The 19,795-nt window shown below is 72.2% G+C and carries 17 protein-coding genes; 11 read left to right on the forward strand and 6 right to left on the reverse strand.

All coding sequences use genetic code 11. The annotated features are described in order from the left end of the window. Positions 1 to 137 precede the first annotated feature (137 nt). Entirely contained in the window at positions 138 to 929 is a 792-nt protein-coding gene (locus ACZ4FV_RS48220; protein WP_395859656.1) for a PIG-L deacetylase family protein, read from the reverse strand. Between the two features lie 131 nt (positions 930 to 1,060). Beyond that, a complete protein-coding gene (locus ACZ4FV_RS48225) occupies positions 1,061 to 2,440 on the reverse strand; it encodes an MFS transporter (RefSeq protein ID WP_402229601.1) in 1,380 nt (459 codons plus the stop codon). 361 nt (positions 2,441 to 2,801) lie between these two features. Here ACZ4FV_RS48225 and ACZ4FV_RS48230 point away from each other — a divergent pair, with 361 nt between their 5' ends. Then, positions 2,802 to 3,266 carry a MarR family winged helix-turn-helix transcriptional regulator gene (locus ACZ4FV_RS48230; protein ID WP_395859909.1) on the forward strand — a complete coding sequence of 155 codons (465 nt, stop codon included), beginning with the start codon at positions 2,802 to 2,804 and terminating at the stop codon, positions 3,264 to 3,266. A gap of 122 nt (positions 3,267 to 3,388) precedes the next feature. Here the strand turns inward: ACZ4FV_RS48230 and ACZ4FV_RS48235 are convergent, their stop codons facing one another. Next, complete coding sequence (locus ACZ4FV_RS48235; RefSeq protein WP_402229080.1) at positions 3,389 to 4,192, reverse strand: hypothetical protein; 804 nt, start codon at positions 4,190 to 4,192, stop codon at positions 3,389 to 3,391. Between the two features lie 143 nt (positions 4,193 to 4,335). Between ACZ4FV_RS48235 and ACZ4FV_RS48240 the strand changes: the two genes are divergently transcribed. The 5 genes from ACZ4FV_RS48240 to ACZ4FV_RS48260 all read left to right on the forward strand — a co-directional run bounded on the left by ACZ4FV_RS48240 (position 4,336) and on the right by ACZ4FV_RS48260 (position 8,672). Further along, positions 4,336 to 5,358 (forward strand): WD40 repeat domain-containing protein, encoded by a 1,023-nt coding sequence (locus ACZ4FV_RS48240; protein ID WP_402229077.1) that lies wholly within the window; start codon positions 4,336 to 4,338, stop codon positions 5,356 to 5,358. Between the two features lie 81 nt (positions 5,359 to 5,439). After that, positions 5,440 to 6,303: an ABC transporter ATP-binding protein gene (locus tag ACZ4FV_RS48245; protein ID WP_465327562.1), complete on the forward strand. Its 864-nt coding sequence runs from the start codon at positions 5,440 to 5,442 to the stop codon at positions 6,301 to 6,303. A 96-nt stretch (positions 6,304 to 6,399) separates the two neighbouring features. After that, positions 6,400 to 6,948: a DoxX family protein gene (locus ACZ4FV_RS48250; RefSeq protein ID WP_395859652.1), complete on the forward strand. Its 549-nt coding sequence runs from the start codon at positions 6,400 to 6,402 to the stop codon at positions 6,946 to 6,948. Between the two features lie 195 nt (positions 6,949 to 7,143). Then, a complete protein-coding gene (locus ACZ4FV_RS48255; RefSeq protein ID WP_395859651.1) occupies positions 7,144 to 7,821 on the forward strand; it encodes a uracil-DNA glycosylase in 678 nt (225 codons plus the stop codon). A gap of 185 nt (positions 7,822 to 8,006) precedes the next feature. Further along, positions 8,007 to 8,672: a hemerythrin domain-containing protein gene (locus ACZ4FV_RS48260; protein WP_395859650.1), complete on the forward strand. Its 666-nt coding sequence runs from the start codon at positions 8,007 to 8,009 to the stop codon at positions 8,670 to 8,672. A 53-nt stretch (positions 8,673 to 8,725) separates the two neighbouring features. Here the strand turns inward: ACZ4FV_RS48260 and ACZ4FV_RS48265 are convergent, their stop codons facing one another. From ACZ4FV_RS48265 to ACZ4FV_RS48275, 3 genes are all read right to left on the reverse strand, one after another. Further along, a complete protein-coding gene (locus ACZ4FV_RS48265) occupies positions 8,726 to 9,619 on the reverse strand; it encodes a TIR domain-containing protein (RefSeq protein ID WP_395859649.1) in 894 nt (297 codons plus the stop codon). A 70-nt stretch (positions 9,620 to 9,689) separates the two neighbouring features. Next, on the reverse strand, positions 9,690 to 10,655 hold the full coding sequence (locus ACZ4FV_RS48270) for an effector-associated domain 2-containing protein (RefSeq protein WP_395859648.1): 966 nt from the start codon (positions 10,653 to 10,655) through the stop codon (positions 9,690 to 9,692). A 104-nt stretch (positions 10,656 to 10,759) separates the two neighbouring features. After that, positions 10,760 to 11,839: a TIR domain-containing protein gene (locus ACZ4FV_RS48275; protein ID WP_395859647.1), complete on the reverse strand. Its 1,080-nt coding sequence runs from the start codon at positions 11,837 to 11,839 to the stop codon at positions 10,760 to 10,762. Between the two features lie 297 nt (positions 11,840 to 12,136). Between ACZ4FV_RS48275 and fxsA the strand changes: the two genes are divergently transcribed. The 5 genes from fxsA (at position 12,137) to fxsT (ending at position 19,682) form a co-directional block, all read left to right on the forward strand. Then, positions 12,137 to 12,385 carry an FxSxx-COOH cyclophane-containing RiPP peptide gene (gene fxsA / locus ACZ4FV_RS48280; protein ID WP_395859646.1) on the forward strand — a complete coding sequence of 83 codons (249 nt, stop codon included), beginning with the start codon at positions 12,137 to 12,139 and terminating at the stop codon, positions 12,383 to 12,385. A gap of 13 nt (positions 12,386 to 12,398) precedes the next feature. Next, entirely contained in the window at positions 12,399 to 13,556 is a 1,158-nt protein-coding gene (locus ACZ4FV_RS48285) for an FxsB family cyclophane-forming radical SAM/SPASM peptide maturase (RefSeq protein ID WP_465327568.1), read from the forward strand. Further along, positions 13,553 to 14,929 carry an HEXXH motif domain-containing protein gene (locus ACZ4FV_RS48290; protein WP_465327570.1) on the forward strand — a complete coding sequence of 459 codons (1,377 nt, stop codon included), beginning with the start codon at positions 13,553 to 13,555 and terminating at the stop codon, positions 14,927 to 14,929. The genes ACZ4FV_RS48285 and ACZ4FV_RS48290 overlap by 4 nt, the downstream gene beginning before the upstream one ends. Positions 14,930 to 15,043: 114 nt before the next feature. Continuing rightward, on the forward strand, positions 15,044 to 15,796 hold the full coding sequence (locus ACZ4FV_RS48295; RefSeq protein WP_395859643.1) for a hypothetical protein: 753 nt from the start codon (positions 15,044 to 15,046) through the stop codon (positions 15,794 to 15,796). 4 nt (positions 15,797 to 15,800) lie between these two features. Then, on the forward strand, positions 15,801 to 19,682 hold the full coding sequence (gene fxsT, locus ACZ4FV_RS48300; protein WP_395859642.1) for an FxSxx-COOH system tetratricopeptide repeat protein: 3,882 nt from the start codon (positions 15,801 to 15,803) through the stop codon (positions 19,680 to 19,682). The last annotated feature ends 113 nt before the right edge of the window (positions 19,683 to 19,795 follow it).

Genomic DNA, 19,795 nt, shown 5'->3' on the forward strand with positions numbered 1-19,795 from the left:
GGGGGGGGGGGGGGGGGGGGGGGGGGGGGGGGGGGGGGGGGGGGGGGGGGGCGGGAGGAGGGGGGGGGGGGGGGGGGGGGGGGGGGGGGGCCCCCCCCCCCCCCCCCCCCACCGGCTGTTCGACTCCGGCGCCCGGGTCAGCGGAAGACGATCTCGAAGGGGCGGCGGAAGTAGGCGAGTTTCTCCGGGGGCAGCGGCACCCGGTCGTCGCGGCCCGGGACCAGCGGCGCTATCTGTGAGGCCAGGCAGGACAACGCCCGTTCCTTGCGCGCCTGTTGCACCTCGGTCAGGTCGACGCGCAGGGCCCGGCTCCAGGGCACCCGGCTGTCCTGCGGTCGCGCCCACTGCCACATCCGCAGCGGGAACTCCAGCAGTGCGACGCCGGTCTCGCGGGCCGCGACGTCGGCCGCGCGCCCGGTGCTCTCGTGATCGGCGAGGCCGTCCTCGCGCCAATTGCTCACGCACAGCGCGAAGTCGGCGACGAGTGGGATCAGGCGGTCCACCACGTCGCGTTCGTGCGTAGTGACCGCCCGGTCCGGGACGCGCAGCCGGATCACCTCGACCGGGGCCACTCCGCCGGGATTGCCGACGATCGTGGCGAACGCGCGGTCGGACTCGCGCACCCGGCGGGCGGCGAGTACGGAGCCCGGTAAGCGGCTGCCCGGGTGGGACGCGTCGCCGTCGGTGACGCTGACCACCCGTACCCGCGAACCCTCCGCCACCGCACGGGAGATGAGCCCGCCCACACCCAGGAGCGCGTCCTCCGGGTGCGCCGCGACCACCACGAGACCGCCGGCCAGGATCGGCCAGTCCTCGGGCAGCGCGCTCGGCAACGCTTGCCGCTGCCAGTCGGTCTCGGTGGTCCACCCGTGTCCGGGGGCCGGATCGGGTGCGGAGGAGCGTGATCCGCGGAAGGTGGGAAGGCTCATCGTGTCTCCCTGTCGAGAGGCGGAGTCGGGGTGGCGGTCTCCCAAGGGGGTGGTCGGCGCCGGGGTGGACTTACGAGCATCGGCTACCCGGGCGGGTTCTGGCCATGTGTGACGGGGGAATTACCGAGCGGTCAGCCCGCTGTCGGGACCGCCTCGGCGTCGTCCGTTCGCTTCGGCGCCGGGATGTGCGCGGCTTCGACCGGTTTGCGTCCGGGGATGAACAGCGCCACGAGCAGGCCCAGGACGGCCGCTCCGCAACCCAACCACAACGCGGTCACGAACGCGTCGTGCGAGGGGAACTCGCGTCCGCCCGCGCGCATCGTCATGTTCGCCAGCACGACGCCGATCACCGCGCTGGAGGTCGAGGTGCCGATCGAGCGCATCAGCGTGTTCAGACCGGTCGCCGAACCGGTCTCGCCGATCGGTACGGCCTGCATGATCAGCGACGGCATCGCCGCGTACGCCAGCGCGACGCCGAGCGCCGAGACCACCGTCATCGCGACGATCTTCCACAGCGCGTCGAGCATGAACACCGAGAGCGCGTAGCCGATCGCGATCACCAGAGTGCCCACCAGCAGCGAGACCTTCGGCCCGTAGGCGGCGGACAGCCGCGCGGACAGTGGGGACACCAGCATCATCACGATGCCGGACGGCGCCATGCACAGACCCGCGACGACCATGCTCCTGCCCAGCCCGTAACCGGTGTTCTCCGGGTTCATCAGCACCTGCGGGAACACCAGCGACTGGGCGAACATCGCGAAGCCGACCACGACCGAGGCGAGGTTGGTGAACAACACCTGCGGTTTTGCCGATATGCGCAGGTCCACCAGCGGTTGCGCGGTCCGCAGTTCGAGCCATCCCCAGCCGAGCAGTACGACGACCGCGACCGCGAGCAGGCCCAGAGTGGTCGCGCCGCCCCAGCCCCAGTCGGCGCCCTTGGTGATCACGAGCAGGAGCGCGACCAACCCGACGGACAGGCCCGCCGCACCGGCGAAGTCGAAGCGGCCCGGCAGGCGGACCGGCGACTCGGGGACCAGGAGCAGCACCAGCACGACGTCCAACGCGCCGATCGCGCCGGCCGCCCAGAACATCATGTGCCAGTCGGCGTGCTGCGCGATCAGCGCGGCCACCGGCAACCCGATCGCGCCGCCGATCCCCAGCGTCGCGCTCATCAGCGCGATCGAGGAGCCCAGCTTCGCGGGCGGGAGTTCGTCGCGCATGATGCTGATGCCGAGCGGGATCACGCCGAACGACGCGCCCTGGAGGAGGCGACCGATCACCATCGGGAGCAGTGAGTCCGACAGCGCGCACAACACGGAGCCGACGACCATCAGGCTCAGGCTGACCATCAGGATCCGGCGCTTGCCGAACATGTCGCCGAGCCTGCCCATCACCGGGGTGCAGACCGCGCCGGAGAGCAGGGTCGCGGTGACCACCCAGGACGCGTTGGCGGGCGAGGTGTCGAGCAGCCTGGGCAGGTCGGGCAGCAGCGGCACGACCAGGGTCTGCATGAGCGCCACGACCACGCCGCAGAAGGCCAGCACCGCCACCACCGACCCGGCCCGGTCCACGGGTCCGGGCGGGTGAGCGGGAGCGCCCGCAGGGCTCGGCTCGGATATGCCGCTCGGACCGGTCACGGACTGCCTCCAGGGTTCGCCGGGTGAATGGTGCGGTCGATCTGCCGTGGTCGACCCGGCGCGGTCGACGTGCCGTAGGCGACCTGCCGCGGTCGACCTGTCGCGGTCAACAAATGTGCACGATACACATCATGTGTATCGTGCACATTGCCTGGGGCGAGCGCTAGGGTCGTGGGGACGGCGCATTGGTGTGAAGGCGGGAGTGGACGTGTTGGAAGGGATCGAGCGGGAGCTGATGCTGATCGCTCGGCACCACGTCATGGGCAAGCGGCGGGGTGACGGCATGGAGCGCTCCGCCTACCTGCTGCTGACCCGCCTGGAGGTCGAGGGGCCGATGTCGATCGGACAACTCGCAGAAGCGTTTCGGCTCGACACCTCCACGGTGAATCGCCAGGTGGCCGCGCTGTTGCGGGCCGGCGACGCGGAGCGAATCGCGGACCCGGACGGTGGGCTCGCCCGCAAGCTGCGAATCACCGAGGGCGGCGCGGAACGGCTCGCGGGGGAGCGGGCGACGCACTGCCACGGTCTGGAGCGTGTCCTGGCGTCCTGGGACGAGGGCGAGCGGCGTGAACTGTTCGAGGTGCTGACCCGGTTCAACCGGTCGGTCGAGAACGTCGAGGGACGCGAGTGGCCGAGGAACGAACTCGCGCCGGAGCGTACGGGCGACGTGGCGCACACGGGCGGCGTTGCGCGCGGGTGAGCGCGGGCGGGGAGGTGCGCGGGTCGCCGAGTCCGGCGTCGGGCACAGGGGCGGGTCGCGGGTTGACGTGCGGCGTGCCGCCTCACCGCTCGGGGGTTGCCGGGCGGTGAGGTGACGAAGGGTCAGGGGCCTTTGTCCGGGCCGGATTCGGGCGCGGATTCGGGGTCGGCCGGCGGAGTGGGGTCGGTCTGCGGATCGGCATCGGGTGCCGACGTGGGCTCGGCGGTGGGGGTGAGCGCGGGCTCGGCCTCGGATGTAGTCCCGGGCTTCGGCGGGGACTTCGGGCCGGTGTCGGGCTTGGACTCCTGCGTGGGTGGGGACTTCGAGGCAGTCTTGGCATCGGCCTCGCCGTCGGCCGTCGGCTCCGGGACGGACTCGGTCGTCGGCTCCGACTCCCCGCTTTGATCCGGGTCCTGATTCGGGCCCGGTGCCGGGTCCTGGTTCCGGTCCCGTTCCGACCCGGGCTCGGGTGCGGAATCCGGGTCCGGCTTCGAAGCAGGTGTCGGCTCGTCGGCCGCCTCACCCGGCTCGGCCCTGTCCGGCTCCGGTGCGCTCGCGTCCGACGTGTCCGGCTTCGCGGTTCCCGATCCCGCCGCGGGAGCGCCCTCCGTCCGTGCCGCGGCCGTGTCCGTCGACTCCGGTTCCGTAGCGGGTCGTTCCGCCGCTCGGCCGACCGCCAGGGGCACCGGTACGGGCGCGGGTGCGGAGGCGGTCGCCGGGACGGGGGCCGCGGCGGGGTCGGCGAGGTCCTCGTCGTACCCGTCCTCCGCCCCGTCCGGGTCGTCCGCGAACCGGCGGCGGCCCGCGAGCGCGAGCAGGGCACCGGCCGCGACCAGGATCAGGCCCGCGACCAGGATTGTCGGCTCGTTCCCGCTGGCGCCCGCGATGTCCGCCGCGGTCGACGCCGTGCCTTCGAGGGTCCTCAACGGTGTGATCCGATCCATCGGCGAACAGGTCCGGTCGTCTTACTAGCAGACTCGCCGAACCCAGGGAAACCGGCCTCGACCTGAGAGTTTTCCTGGTCGAAACACGAAGGCGCAAGGATCGCCCCGCGAACAAGGGAGCCGCGATGACTGTCATGGCGACACGTACGGGGCTGGGCTGGGAGCACGGGATCGACGACGTACCGTCCGCCGTCGCGTTGTCGGGTGGATTGTGCGTGGTCGCGGGAGCCGCCGGTGGGGTTCGGCTGCTGGACGCGGCGACCGGGCAACTCCAGGGCCGGATCGTGTTGCCCGGCGGGGTGTACCGCGCCGGCTTCTCGCCCGACGGCACCGTGGTCGCGCTCGCCGGCCCCACCGGATACGCGCTGTGGCGGGTCACCGACGGCGCGCTGCTGATGCGTACACCGGGCCTGCCCGCGCGGTTCGCGTGGTCCGCGGGCAATCGGTGTGCGGTGTCCTTCGGCGGCGCGGTACGGGTCTACGCGGGCGATACCGGAACCGAGTCCTGGCGCGCGGTGGACGGTCCGGTCCAGGTGGACGACGTGGTCTGGGTCGACTCGGTCGGCGGGCTGGCGGTCGCGCTCGGCGGCGAGGTGCACATGTACGGGCCGCGCGGGCGGACGAACGTGTGGACCTACCCGATTCCGGTGCGGGTGCTCGCGGGCGCGCCGGACGGCGCGTGGTTGTGCGCGGCGGGCGACGCGCCGGGTGTGCACATCCGCGGCGCGGGCGGTACGCACGAGGACCTCGGCGCGGTCGGCAGTGCGCCGGTGGCCGGGCTCGCGCTGGATTGCGGCGGACACCGACTCGCCGCCGAGGATTCGGCCGGCCTGACCGTGTGGGATCTCGCCGCCCGCGGCGGCCGCGTGCGCCCGCGCCCGCGCCGGTTGCCCGCCCAACCGCACGCGTGCGCGCCGAGTTGGCGGCCGGGCGGCGGCGGACTGATGGCCACCTCGGGCGGCGACGGCATGCTCGTGGTGTGGGACGTGCGCGCCGGCTCGGCCCGCAAGGCGCCGACCCCGCTGGCCCGCCGGCACGTCTCGGCGCCGGTGACCGCGCTCGCGTGGCACGGCCGGGACGCGCTGCTGTTCGCGGACCGGACCGGACGGGTCGGCGCCCAGTGGTTCCGGGAGATCGGGAGCCGCTGACCGGGCCGGCGGTGCCGGCGGCACGATCACTTAGGTTAGCCTCGCCTTACATTCGCTGTGTACGGTCGGGAGGGTCCGCCCATGGAACTGCTCGTGGAAGATCTGCACGCCGGTTATCCGGGGCATCGTGCCGTGTCGGGCGTGGATCTGGCGGTGGCCGCCGGCAGTGTCGTCGCGATCGTCGGGCCCAACGGTTGCGGAAAGTCCACCCTGCTGCGCTCGATCGCCCGCCTGCACAAGCCGGATTCGGGTCGGGTCACCGTCGGCGGCGACGACATCTGGCGACTGAAGCCGCGTCAGGCCGCGCACCGGGTCGGTTTGTTGCCGCAGAACCCGACGGCGCCGGAGGCGGTCACAGTGGCCGGCCTGGTGCGCTACGGGCGGCATCCGCACCAGGGACTGTTCCGTCAGTGGTCGCGCGCGGACGAGCGGGTCTGCCGGGACGCGCTGACCGCGACCGGTGTGCTCGACCTGGCCGATCGGCGGGTGGACCGGCTCTCCGGCGGGCAGCGGCAGCGCTGCTGGGTCGCCATGGTGATCGCGCAGGAGGCGCCGGTGATGCTCCTCGACGAACCGACCTCGGCGCTGGACCTGGGGCACGCGGTGGAGGTGCTGGGCCTGGTCCGGCAGGTGGCGGCGGGTGGGCGCACGGTGGTGATGGTGCTGCACGACCTGCCCTCGGCGGCCCGATACGCGGACGTGCTGGTCGCCATGCGCGACGGCCGGGTGGTCGCCTCCGGGCCGCCTCGCGAGGTCGTCGACGCGGCGCTGGTGCGGGCGTTGTACGACGTGGACGCGGACATCCTGCGCGCGCCGGGCGACGGCACGCCCGTCGTGGTGCCCAGGATGGCCGGTGCCGGTGCCGGTGCCGGTGCCGGTGCCGGTGCCGAGGTCGTTTCGGTCGCGGGTGTCGAGCGAGCCGGGATCGGTCCATCCGGCGGGTGAGGCGATCGGTCCCGGGCGCCCGGTCCTCGCCCGGGCCGTGTGTTCGGGTAGGTTGCCCACACGAATGTGACGATGCGTCAGTTGATGAGGTGGGCAATGTTCGGCAGGAAGAATAAGGTCGCGGCGGCGGCCGAAGGCCGCGATGTGGCTGCGCTCGTGCTGCGCGCGACGCTCGGTCCGATGCTCTTCGCGCACGGCTACAACAAGGTCGCCGGCCCCGGCGGCCTCGCGGGCACCACCGGTTGGTTCGAATCGCTCGGGCTCAAGCCCGCCGAGGTGCACGCGCGCCTCGCGGCCGGCACCGAGATGGCGGCCGGCGTCGGCATAGCGCTCGGCGTGGCCAACCCGCTGCCGGCGGCGGCGACGGTGGGCCTGATGAGCGTCGCCGCGGCGACCGACCACAAGGGCAAGGGCTTCTTCGTCTTCAAGGGCGGCTGGGAGTACACCGCGGTCGTCGGCGGCGCCGCGGTCGCGCTGGCCGCGCTGGGCAACGGCAAGTACTCGGTGGACGCGCTGATCGGCCGCAAGAGGTCGGGCCTGCGCCCGGCCCTGTTCGCGGCCGGCGTCGGCGTCGCGAACGCCGCGCTCCTGATGAAGCTGTGCTACAAGCCGGACCCGAAGCCGGACGAGACCGTCGAGGCGTAAGCGCGACGAGGCCGTCCGCCCGTACGCCGGGCGAGGGCGTCGAGCGCAACGCGGACGAGACGGTCGACACGTCACACTTCGGTCGGCTCGGCCCGCACCGATCCACTGGGTGCGGGCCGGGGTGTCCGGGCGAGCGGCTACGTTGGATCCCACTTGGATCCATGGGCGTTGCGCCCTCGTGTGGAGGTTCTTGCTGTGCAGACGTTGCCCGAGTCCTGGCAGCCCGTGCTCGCGGAGGAGTTGGCGAAGCCCTACTACGCCGAGCTGACCGCGTACGTGGACGCGGAACGCAAGGAACACCAGATCTTCCCGCCGGACGAAGAGGTCTTCGCGGCGCTGGAGGCGACGCCGTATGAGGACGTCCGGGTGTTCGTCGTCGGGCAGGACCCCTACCACGACGACAACCAGGCGCACGGCATGTGCTTCTCGGTGCGGCCCGAGGTGCGGATCCCGCCGTCGCTGCGCAACATCTACAAGGAGATGCACGCCGACATCGGCCTGCCGATCCCGGACAACGGTTACCTGATGCCGTGGGCGCGTCAGGGCGTGCTGCTGATGAACACGGTGCTCACCGTGCGCGCGCACGAGGCCGCGTCGCACAAGGGCCGCGGGTGGGAGAAGTTCACCGACGCGGTGATCAAGGCGGTGAACGACCGGGACGAACCGGTGGTGTTCGTGCTGTGGGGCGGGCACGCGAAGAAGAAGGCGGCGCTGATCGACACCGCCAAGCACACCATCGTGCAGGGCGCGCACCCGTCGCCGCTGTCCGCGAAGCTCTTCCACGGCAGCAAGCCGTTCTCCCGGATCGACGCCGCGCTCGAGACCATGGGGCACAAGCCGATCGACTGGACCATCCCGAACCTGAAGAAGTAGCGCGCGGACGGGGCGCAAGAAAAACGACAACCGACGTTCCGGTTCGGTATCGGCTCGGCCGGTATCGGACCGGAAACGGGCGTCGAAGGGGAATGGCCGGAAAACTCCTTGCATCGGTGCGGAACACCTACCAGGTGCCCTTACGGTGTGAGGCTCCCCCTTTCCATGCCCCCGAGGCGGCCCCCGTGTCGACGACCACCGTTTCACCCGCGTCCCCCACCCGAACCCCCTCCCGCGCCCCCACTCTCGACCTCACTCCCGGCTACGTCGCGCACCGCGGTCTGCGTGAGGAATTGGCCCGACTGACCGAGGTGACCCGACACCTCGATCCGGTCGACATCCTGCGCGTGCGGGCGGTCGAGGAGCATCTCGCCCTGGTGCTGCGCTTTCTGCGCGCGCATCACCGCGAGGAACACACCGTGCTGTACCCGTGGGTGCGCGCCGGCTCGCCGCGCGCCGCCCGCACCGTGACCGCGTTCCAGGTGGACCACTCGGCCCTGGAGGACGCGATGCGCCGTGCCGCCGATGTGAGCGTGCCGCTGCGCGACCGCTCGCCCGCGATCGGGCGGCTGTACGACCTCGTGGCCCGGCACAGCCTGGCCGAGGAGCACCAGTTGTTTCCGCTGATGCGCCTGCACGTGCGGGCCACGCCCGACGGACGGATGCCGACCCGCACGGTGCGGGTCTGGGGCCGCGACCTGCCCGCGCTCGTCGCCTTCCACCTGCACCACGCCACGGACGCCGAGCGGCGGCGCGTGCTGCGCTGGATCCCGCCCGGCACGGCCCTGCTGTGGCGGGCGGGCTGGCGGCGGGCCTACGAGCGGCGCCGGCGTGCCGCGTACGGAGATTGACGCCGACCCGGCGGATTCGACTCGGCAAGTGACGGGCCGCGCGCGGCCTTTACTCAGGAGGACTGCTCGGCCGCGTCGGCCGGACGGGTCAGCTCGGCCAACAACGCGCGGACGTGTTCGATTTCGGGTCCGGTCGGCTGTACGTCCTCCAGCGCCCGTACCAGAGCGTCCAGTGCGCGCGCCGGTGCCGGCTCGGCGAGCGTGGACAGGTCGTGGATCAGCCGCAGCAGCATGATCCGCGGCGCGGCGATCTGCTCGCGGGGCAACTGGTGTTCGTAGTAGCTCTCGGCCAGATCCAGCCACAGGTTCCACAGGTCGGTGCGGGCGATCCTGGGCACCGCCAGGATCGCGTCGGTCAGCGCCCGGATCTGCCCGGCCGTGATCGTGCGCCGGAGCACGGGCGCGGCCGGCAGCCGGGGCGCGGGCGGTCCGGGCGGCGCCGGGACCGTGCCGCCCATGCCGCCCGTTCCGCCCGTGCGCGGGGTCGGGAACGCCGGTGGCTCGGTCGGCCGGGACGGCCCGTGGACGGCCGCCATCAGCTCCTCGCGCGCGTCCTCCTCGGACTTGCCGTACAGCGTCTTGCGCAGCAACGGCCGCAGCACGGACGGGATGGCCTCGCGGTCCAACTCGTGCACCACGAGCGGGATCAGCCGGCGCCCGCTGCCGCGCAGCGCGTCCGACATCGCGGTCCACTCGACGGTGGTCCAGCGCTCCGGCACGAAGTACGCCGGGGAGAACAGCGCGATCATGTGTCCCGCGTTGTCCAGCGCGCGACTGACCAGGGTGGTCAGGTTCTCGCCCGTGGCCCAGTCCCACGCGTCGAGTTCGACCTCCAGGCCGTCCTGAAGGAGTTGCCCCGCGATCCACTCCGCCCAGGCGGTGTCCGAACCGGCGTGGCTGATGAAGTAGCGCACCGTGTCGCCCCCGTGCTCCCCGTCGTTCACCATGGGCACCAGCATCGCGCACCCGCCGGCCGGATTCGGCCGCTCGACCGGAAGGGTGGGCGGAACCACCCGTTCAGCCGGGTAGGTTCTCGATCGCGCGACAGACCTCCTCGACGCCCTGGGTGTTGGGCAACACGTCGTGCAGCGCGCGGCACAGGCACTGCAGCGAATGGATCGGCTCCGGCCCGTTGACCAGGGTGCGGATCATGTGCAGAAGCATCGACCGCGCGTCGGTCATGTGCCGGTGCAGCAACTGGTGTTCGAGGTAGTCCTCGGACAGGTCCAGCCAGATCGACCACGTGTCCGGCGCGCGCAGGCCGCGTACCGCCAGGAACAGGTCGGCGAGGTAGACCACCTGGTTCTGCGGGATGGTCCGGGACAGCTTGGCCATGTTGCCGAAGCGCAGCAGTTCCAGCGTCACCTCCGGCGACACCTCGCCGGAGGCGAACAGTTCGGCGATCCGGGCGATCGCGGCCGGCCGATCGCCCACGAACGCGGCGATCGCCTCGGCGGTGACCATCTCCAGCTCGAATCCGCGATGCGCGTCGAAGAGCATCAGTACCGAGGAACCCCGGTCCAGCGGCGGCAGATCGACCGTGCTGCCCAGGTGGCGGGCCAGCGGATCGGTGCTGGTGATCAGCACGTGGCCGGGACCGGTGGGGATCATCTCGCCGATCAGTCCGGGCCGGTCCACCTCGTCGAAGACCAGTAACCAGCCCTCCCGCGAGCGCAGTTCGTGCCCGGGGCCGACCTGCTGGTCGACCCGCCGGCCCAGGTCGGCCAGTTGGCCGAGCGCCCGATGCACGAACGCGACGCCGCTCTCGCCGGCCCGGGCGGCACAGTCGAACCACCACACCACGTCGTACAGGTGCCGGTGCCGATAGGCGTACTCGCGGGCCAGGTGGGTGGTGCCCATGCCCGGCAGGTCGTCCTGCGGGCGCAGCACCACCCGGTGTTCGACCTGCATCAGCGTGCGCAGGTCGGCGAGGGTGCTGTCACGCCCGTAGAACCGGCCTCTGGCGCCCGGGACATGCCACACCGGCGGGTTGTCCGTGGGCGAGCGCGGCGGGGGCGGAGGCGGAATCCTGGGCGGTCGCGCCGGTCTCGGTGGCGGTGGTGGCGGGGGTATCGGGTCCGACACGTTCAGGAGGACCCCGGATTCCGCGCGGGCAACGGCGCGAACCGGTGCACCGCGTCAACGAGCAGATCACGCTGCCCGACCGCGTCCGCCTCGGTCAGGTCGACCGGTCGCACGCCGCGGAACATCGACGGTACCTGGGTGCTGCCGATCACGATCGGCAGCAGCCTGCCGCCGGTGGCCGCGTCGCCCAGCGCCTCCTCCCACTCGTCCATGGCCAGCCGCCTGGCCTCGAAGTAGTGCTCGGAGAACAGCGCGAGCACGTGTTCGCCCAGGCCGCGCGCGCGGGCCATCGCCTTGCCGAAGCTCTCGCCCGCGCTCCAGTCCCAACGGCTGAGCGAGACCCGGTAGTCCTCGAAGGTGAGCACCTCGCTGACCCAGTCCGCCCAGGCCAGGTCGTTGCCCACATAACTGATCACCAGGTCGGTGCGGGCCGGGGGGACCGGCTCCAGGATCGGCAAGCGGCGCGGCGCCTCGGGCAGCGTGCGCGTCCCGGCCTCGTGGCTGCCGAACATCGGCTCGACCTCGTCCGCCTCGACGACGGTCAGCGGCGCCAGCCGATGGCGCAACGCCTCGGCCACCCGGTCGGCGACCGCGCGCACCGCGCGCACGTACCCCAGGTCGCGGATGCCGCCCAGCCGCAGCATGTCGAACACGCCCGGGCCGCGGCCCGGTCCGGCGATCCCGACCGGCCACTCGATCGTGCCCACGGCGTCCGGGGGCGGTTGTTCGAGCGTGGTCCAGGGCACCGCGATCAAACTCGGCGGCGCGACGCCGACGATCGACTCGTGTCGACGCAACCGGTCGGTGAACACCGCCCAGTCGCGCCCGCAGTCCAGATCCTCGAAGTAGTCGTCCGAGCACAGCGCGACCATCGCGCGCGCCTGCGCGGGCGGGTCGCCGTCCGGCACCTGGATCGGGCCGAAGGTCGGCTGCAATCGGATCGCCGCGCGCACCCGCTCCCTCCCGCGCCGCAACTCGGCCTCGACGTCGTCGTGAAAGCGGGCCGCCCACTTGGGATCGCGGTCGGCGACGTGACTCGTGAAGAAGTCGTAGTCCACCAAGCGACCCCCGGGATCGAGCACCGTACGAAGGACGGCCGAGTGGCACCCACGCGCCGGAACGGCGGGTCTGGCAAGTGCCGCCCCCATGCCGGCCGTTCGTGTGTACGACTCTGCCCACACAGAGCATCGCGCAGGCCGACCCGGCCCGGCTAGTATAGGAAGGCTTGTGTAATCGTGGCGATACGTTCCGCACTCGAATGTACGGGTTTCACCCGGACGGCACGCGCGAGCGGCACACGCCGGCCGTGCGGGGGGAAATCGAACGGTCGAGCGACGCGGGAGAACGGGGGACCTGCGGTGCAAGGAGAGCGCGGTGACGTGGAGTCGGCCCTGCCCGACCTCGACGGGCTCTGTCTCGACGACCTCGACGACCTGCCGGCCTCCGTGCTCGCGTCCGCGCTGCGGCGGCTGATCCACGAGTCCGAGGAGCCCTCGGAGGCGGTGGTCGCCGGCTTCCAGAGTGTGGTCGACCCCGTGCCCGTGGAGGCGGCCGGCGCCGCCCACGCGAGCGGGCCGGCCGACGACGACGATCCCCGGGCGGGCGGGAGCGGCGCCGCCGGGGTCTAGCACGGGAGGGCCGATGAGCGAAGCGACGCCGTTTCGACAATTCGTGGTCAAGATCGCCTCCCGCTGCGACCTCGCGTGCGATCACTGTTATGTGTACGAACTCCGGGATCGGAGTTGGCGGGACCGCCCCCGGGTGATCGCCGCCGGCACCGTGGACGCGCTCGGCGGCCGACTGCGCGCGCACGCGCGCCGGTTCGGCCTGCCGGTCCTGGACATCGTGCTGCACGGCGGCGAACCGCTGCTCGCCGGACCGGAGCGGATCGACGCCATCGCGCGCGACCTGCGCGCCGCGGTGGCGGGCGTGGCCGAACTGCGGTTCACCATGCAGACCAACGGCGTGCGGTTGGACGAGCGGTGCGCCGAGGTGTTGTCGGCGCACCGGATCCGGGTCGGCGTCTCGTTGGACGGCGACGCGCGCGCCCACGACCGACACCGCCGGCACGGCGACGGGCGCGGCAGCCACGCCGAGGCGGTGCGGGCCGTCGCCCTGCTGCGCACCGAGCGCTACCGACCCCTGTACGGCGGCCTGTTGTGCACGATCGACCTGCGCAACGACCCGGTGGCCACCTACGAGGAACTGCTCTCGCACGCGCCGCCGATGATCGACCTGCTCCTGCCGCACGCCACCTGGGAGTTCCCGCCCCCCGGTGCCGGAGCGGACGAAACCCCCTACGCGCGCTGGCTGATCGCGGTCTTCGACCGCTGGTATCGGGCCCCGGTGCGCGAGACGCGCGTACGGATCCTGGAGGACCTGGTGGATCTGATCCTGGGCCGGGCGGTACAGAGCGAGATCCTGGGTCTGGGGCCGCCGGGTTCGGTGGTGATCGAGACCGACGGCACGTTCGAGCGCGAGGACTCGCTCAAGGCCGCCTACGACGGAGCGGCGGCGACCGGTCTGGACGTCTTCCGCCACGACCCGGCGACGGTGCTCGCCGGGCCGGCGTACGCTCGCGCGGGAGCCGGCGCGGCCGGGCTGAGCGCGACGTGTCGGCGCTGCCCGGTGGTGCGCACCTGTGGCGGCGGGCTGCGGGCGCACCGGTATCGCCCGGACAACGGCTTCGACAACCCGTCCGTGTACTGCGCCGACCTGCGCGCGCTGATCGACCACGTCGGTGCGCGGGTGCGGGCCGACGTGCGGGCCCTGGTGGCCGGGTCGGGGAGGCGCGGATGATCGGCACCCATCGGCTCGGTGGGGCCGCCTTCGACCGACTCGCCGCCGGGCACGGCGACTTCGAGGCGGTGTCCGCGCTGGCCCGGGCGCAGGAGAGCCGCCGGCTGCTCCAGGTGTACGCGGTCGTGGCCACCGCCCGTGAGCGCTTGCCGCACGCGCGCACCGCGCGCCTGACCGACGCCCTCGACCTGCTCGCGCACGTGCAGCGCACCGCGCCGGACGCGGCCAGGACGGTGCTGATGCACCCCTACACCGGTGCCTGGGCGATGCGCTGCCTGCTGCGACTGGGTGGCGCCGACCCCGACGCGTCGCCCGCCGAACTGGATCGACTCCTGGGCCACCTGGGGGCGATCGCCGCCGCCGCCGCGCTGCGCGCCGACCCCGAGCACGGCCCGCCCGGCCGGGTCGAACTGCACACCGTCGGCGGCTGGGCCCACCTGCCCACGTTGGGCCGGGTGCGGGTGGCCGGCGACCCGGGGCGGATCGCGCTGGCCGGACGGCACTGGTCGACGGGCGGGCGCTCGGTGGCCCGCCGACAGGTCAACCGCAGGTGTTCCGCAACCGCCGCCGGCCTGACCGCGTCCTTGGCCATCGAGGACGTCGATCCCTATCGGGACGTGCACCGCTGGCAACCGACCGCCCGGTTGAGCGCACGCCAAGTATCTTCGCTGCAAAGGAATTTCGCGTCCGCGTGGGGTGAGCTGGCACACTCTCACCGAGCCTACGCGGGTGCCATGACGGCGGCGCTGTCCACGCTGGTTCCGGTCGTCGGCGGGCCGGGAGTCAGCTTCAGTTCCTCGTCTCGGTACGCGTTCGGCGGCTTGGCGCTCACGCCCGAGGTGGGTCCGACCACGCTGGCCGTCACCCTGGTTCACGAGTTCCAGCACAACAAGCTCGGCGCGATACAGGACATCACGAATCTCTCGGTGCGCTCGGCGGTCCGGTACCGGGCGCCCTGGCGGTTGGATCCCCGACCGGTGGGGGCGTTGTTGCAGGGTGCTTACGCGCATCTGGGGATCGCGGATTTCTGGCGGGTTCGCCGGCAGATCGCGGACAAGGAGGAGCAGGATCGGGCACAGGCCGAGTTCGCGGTGCACCGCGCGCACGTCGCCGAGGCGATCGACACGCTGCGCGGGTCGGGCGAACTGACCCCGGACGGCGAACGGGTGGTGCGGGCCATGGCGGACACCGTCGCATCGTGGTGGCACGAGGACGTACCCGCCGAGGCGGCACGACACGCGGCCGAACGGGTGCGATCGGGCCGTCGGGCGTGGGTCGAACGCAATGGCGATCGAGGCGGTGCGACCCCGGTGAGCGGGCAGTCGGCACGAGTGGAGCGACACGAAACGAGAGATGAACATGAGATTACCTGATGTAACGAGGAGTAACTTCGAGTGATGGACTCGGGTAGCCTGGGAACAACGAGTGACGGTCGGGGAGGGCAATCCACCGCGCGTCGCGACCAAGCGCCGACACCAGGGGTCGAGATGACACCAGTCTTCTTCACGAGTCGGTCGTGCGGGGACGAGCGTGCCTACGTCGAGCGCTTCCACGCCGACCTCGAACAGGCCGTCTCCGCTCACGCGTCCGGTCGCAACGGCGCGCGCGGACTGCTGTCACCCTGCGGCGATCGTGATCCGGGCGCCCCACCAGACGCGTCGGCCGCGTGTTCGGTTCCCGCGGCCGTGGTACTGGCATCGCCCGACTACCTCGCCGATCCCGACGCCATGCGCGAATGGGCGGTGATGGCCGAGCGGGTGCGCGGCCACCGGGTCCGCACCGGCGAACACCTGGACGCGATGGTCACCGTGCGCTGGCGGGCCACCGAGCCCCACCCCGGCGAGCACCCGACCCCCGATCTGGGCGCCGACGACGACTTCGGTCCGATCTACGCCCGCCAGGGCCTGTTCGACCTGATGCGGCTGGAGGGCCACTCGGCCGACTACCTGCGCCTGATCGCCGAGTTGGCCCGCGTGGTGGTCGAGGTCAACCGCGTCCCGCTGCGCCCGCTGCCACCGGCCGAGGCGCGCGAACTCTTCCCGACCGTGCGCACCCGGCCGAGCCCCGCCGCGCGGGTCTCGGCCGCCGGCTCCGCGCCGTTCGCGACCGCCGCCCGGACCCTGCCGCCGCACGCGCGCACCGGCTCGGACCTGCCCGCCCGACCCCGTTGGATCACGGCCCGACACAACCCTCGCCGCCCGTTGCTGTGGGGACCCGGTGGCGATGTTGAGGAGCACTGAAACGATGAGCGACAACCCGCCGGGAACCGTCGTCACGTTCTACTCGTACAAGGGCGGCACCGGGCGCACGATGGCCCTCGCCAACGTCGCCTGGATCCTGGCCTCCCGAGGCAAGCGCGTGCTCGTCGTGGACTGGGATCTCGAATCACCGGGCCTGCACCGCTACTTCCACCCCTACCTGATCGACAAGCGGCTCGAGGACACGCGCGGCGTGCTCGACATGATCCGCGCGTTCGCCAAGGTGGTCGGCTCCGACGCGAGCACGGACGCGATGATCGAGGCGGCCCGGATCGCGGAGAGCCGGGTGGACGGCTGCGCGGTCAAGGTCGACCGGGACTTCCCCGACGACGGCCTGATCCGTTTCCTCGGTCCGGGCCGACAGAACCACGAGTACGCCGCCACGCTGGCCGGCTTCAACTGGGCCGACTTCTGCGAGAGCCCGCACGGCATCGGCTTCCTGGACGCGCTGCGCGAGGACATGCGCGAGTCCTACGACTACGCGCTGATCGACAGCCGTACCGGCCTCAACGACATCGCCGGGATCTGCACCACGCTGCTGCCCGACGTCGTGGTGGACGGCTTCACCCTGAACGAACAGGCCATCGACGGTGGCGTCAACGTGGCCCGCTCGATCGCCCGACAGGCCGATCGCCCGCTGCGCATCCTGCCCGTGCCGATGCGCGTCGAGGACGACGAGAAGGACAAGCTCGAAGCCGGCCGCGACCACGCCCGCGAGCGCTTCGCGGAATTCGTCGCGGATCGATCCGAGGCCGAACGGGCCAAGTACTGGGGCGAGGTGGAGATCCCGTACAAGGCGTTCTACGCCTACGAGGAGACCCTGGCCACGCTGGGCGACCGACCGCTGCAGGAAGGCAGCCTGCTGAGCGCGTACGAGCGGCTGACCGGCGTGCTCACCGACGGCGCGATCAGCCGGCTCAACCCGATCGAAGAGGTCGACCGCCGCCGCGAACTGCGCCGCTTCGAGCGCATCCGCTACACCGCCCCGGTGACCGTGCGGATCCTCTACAGCGCCCGGGACCGGATGTGGGTCGACTGGGTGCGGGCCCAACTGACCGCCTCGGGCGCCCAGGTGGTCGGCACCGGTGGTTGCGACACGCCGCTGGAGAAGCTGCGCGACGTGGACAGCATCGTGGTGGTCTCCTCGGCGGACTCGCTGAGCAGCCCGACCTGGAGCGCGATGCGCACGGCGCTGCGCCGGCTCGCGGCGGTCGACCGGATGAGCGTGGTCACGCTGCGGGTGGACGACGTGCTCGACAGCGACCCGGGGGTGGGCGAGACGGTCATGTTGTCCTCGCTGTCCGAGGAGAGCTGCCGGGACGCGCTGCTGACCGCGTTCGGCCGACCCTCCTCGGAGGCACCGCCCGCGGACGGCCCCAGGTTCCCCGGCACCAAGCCGAAGGTGTCCTACCTGCTGCCCCGGCACTCGGCGTTCACCGGCCGCGACGACATTCTCGAACGCCTGCGCGACCAGCTCGCCAAGGGCGCCACGGCCGTACTGCCCCAGGCGCTGCACGGCCTGGGCGGTGTCGGCAAGACCCAGGTCGCGCTCGAGTACGCGCACCGTTTCGCCGCGGACTACGACGTCATCTGGTGGGTCTCCGCCGAGCAGGCCCAGGGCGTCGCCGCCCAACTCGCCCGGCTCGGCGGCCGACTGGACCTGCCCACCGGCGAGAACGTCGCGGACGCGACGGCCACGGTGTTGCAGACCCTGCAACAGGGCGAGCCGTACGACCGCTGGCTGTTGATCTACGACAACGCCGACGAGCCCGCTTCGCTGGCCGACCTGATGCCCCAGGGCAGCGTCAACGGACACGTCCTGGTCACCTCGCGCAACGACCTGTGGGCGCGCAGCGCCCGCCCGTTGGAGGTCCCGGTCTTCCGCCGGGACGAGAGCGTCGCGCTGCTCCAGCGCCGGGTGCCCACGCTCACCGAGGCGGACGCGCAGAAGGTGGCCACCGCGCTGGGCGACCTGCCGCTGGCGGTCGAACAGGCCGGTGCCTGGCTCGCCGAGTCGGCGATGCAGGTCGAGGAATACCTGGAGCGGGTCAACACGCGCGTCACCGCGATCCTGGAGGAGGGCCAGCCGCCGGACTACCCGACCACGGCCGCCGCGACCTGGACCGTCTCGCTCGACGAACTCAAGGAGCGCCAGCCGGCCGCGGTGCGCCTGCTGGAGCTGTGCGCGTACCTGTCGCCGGACTCGATCTCGATGCGCCTGCTGCGCTCGCGCGAGGTGCTGCGCGAGCTGGCCCAGGTGGACAGCTCGCTCGGCGACACCCTGCTGTTGCCCAGGATCTTCCAGCAGCTCGGCCGGTACGCGCTGGCCAGGGTGGACCGGGGCGCGGACACCATCCAGGTGCACCGGCTGGTCCAGGCCGTACTGCGCGACCAGATGCCGCCGGACGTGAACCAGGCGCGCCGGGAGCGGGCCCTGGAGATTTTGGCCGCGAGCGCCCCCGGCGACGTGGACGACCCGGGCAACCAGGAGATCTACGACGAGCTCTACAAGCACCTGGTGCCCTCGCGTGCGCTGGAGAGCAACTCGGAGGCCGTACGCCGCTGGATCGTCGAACAGGTGCGTTTCGCCTGGCGGTCCAACGACTGGGAGTTCGCCCAGTACATCGCCGAGATCGCGTTGGACCGCTGGCGGGCGGCGTTCAGCCGGCACGACGCGCTGACGCTGCGGATGTGTACGCAGTTGGCGAACGTCTACCGGTCCCAGGGGCGTTACCGCAAGGCGTACGACCTGGACCGGTCCACCCTGGAGCTGCAGCGCGAGACGCTCGGCCCGGATCACCCGCACACCCTGATCACCGGGCGCGGCTACGGCGGCGACCTGCGCTCGCTCGGTCGTTTCCAGACCGCGCTGGAATCCGACCGGGACAACTACCGGCGATTCAGCGAGGTCTTCGGCGAGGACACCAACGACGCCCTGCTCGCGGCCAACAACCTCGGTGTCTCGCTGCGCCTGATGGGCCGGCTGGAGGAGGCACGCGAGGTGCACCAGGCGGCGTACGACCTGCGTCGGCGCAACCAGGGCGAGGACCACCCCAGGACCTGCTACCTGGCCAACCAGGTCGGCCAGGACCTGCGTGAACTGGGCGACTATCCGGGCTCGCGGGCGGTGTTGCAGGCGACGCTGGCCCGCGAGGAGGCGATCGGCCGCACCCGGGACGCGCTGCGCACCTCGAAGAACCTCGCGGTGACCATTCGCCAGACCGGGGACGCGCGCTACGCCCGGTCCCTGGACAGCGACACGCTGGAGAAGTACCGCTCCTACCTCAGCCCCACCCATCCCGACATGCTGGCCTGCGCGGTCAACCTCGCGGCCGACCACCACGCGATGGGCAACGACGACCAGGCGCTCGAACTCGCCCAGGACGCCTACCAGGGCTACCGCGAGCAGTTCGGCGCGCAGCACCCGTTCACCTACGGCTGCGGCAGCAACCTCTCGACCTACCTGCGGGCGATCGGTCGGCACGAGGAGGCGATGACGCTGGGCCGCAGGTGCCACGAGGGCCTGCGCGAATCGCTGGGCGAGGAGCACCCGTTCACGCTCGCCGCGGCGCTCAACCACTCGAACAACCTGTACCAGGCGGGCGAGACGAACGAGTGTGCCGAGCTGGACCGGGTGACCTACGAGCGGTACGAGGTGCTGCTCGGCGCGGACCACCCGCACACCCTGGTCGCGGCCTGCAACCGGGTGCAGAGTCTGGGCGAGATCGGTCTGGCGGACGAGTCCCGCGAGTGGTTCGTCCGGGTCGAGCGCGCGTGTCGGCGCAAGCTCGGCGACGGGCACCCGATCACCCAGGGGCTGCGGGAGCGCCGCCGACTGGAGACCGACATCGAGGTGCCCACGACCTGATCGGGCCGTGTTCGCGGTGCGCGGGGGGGGGGGGGGGGGGGGGGGGGGGGGGGGGGGGGGGGGGGGGGGGGGGGGGGGGGGGGGGGGGGGGGGGGGGGGGGGGGGGGGGGGGG

The sequence above is a fragment of the Embleya sp. NPDC025285 genome, assembly GCF_055558835.1.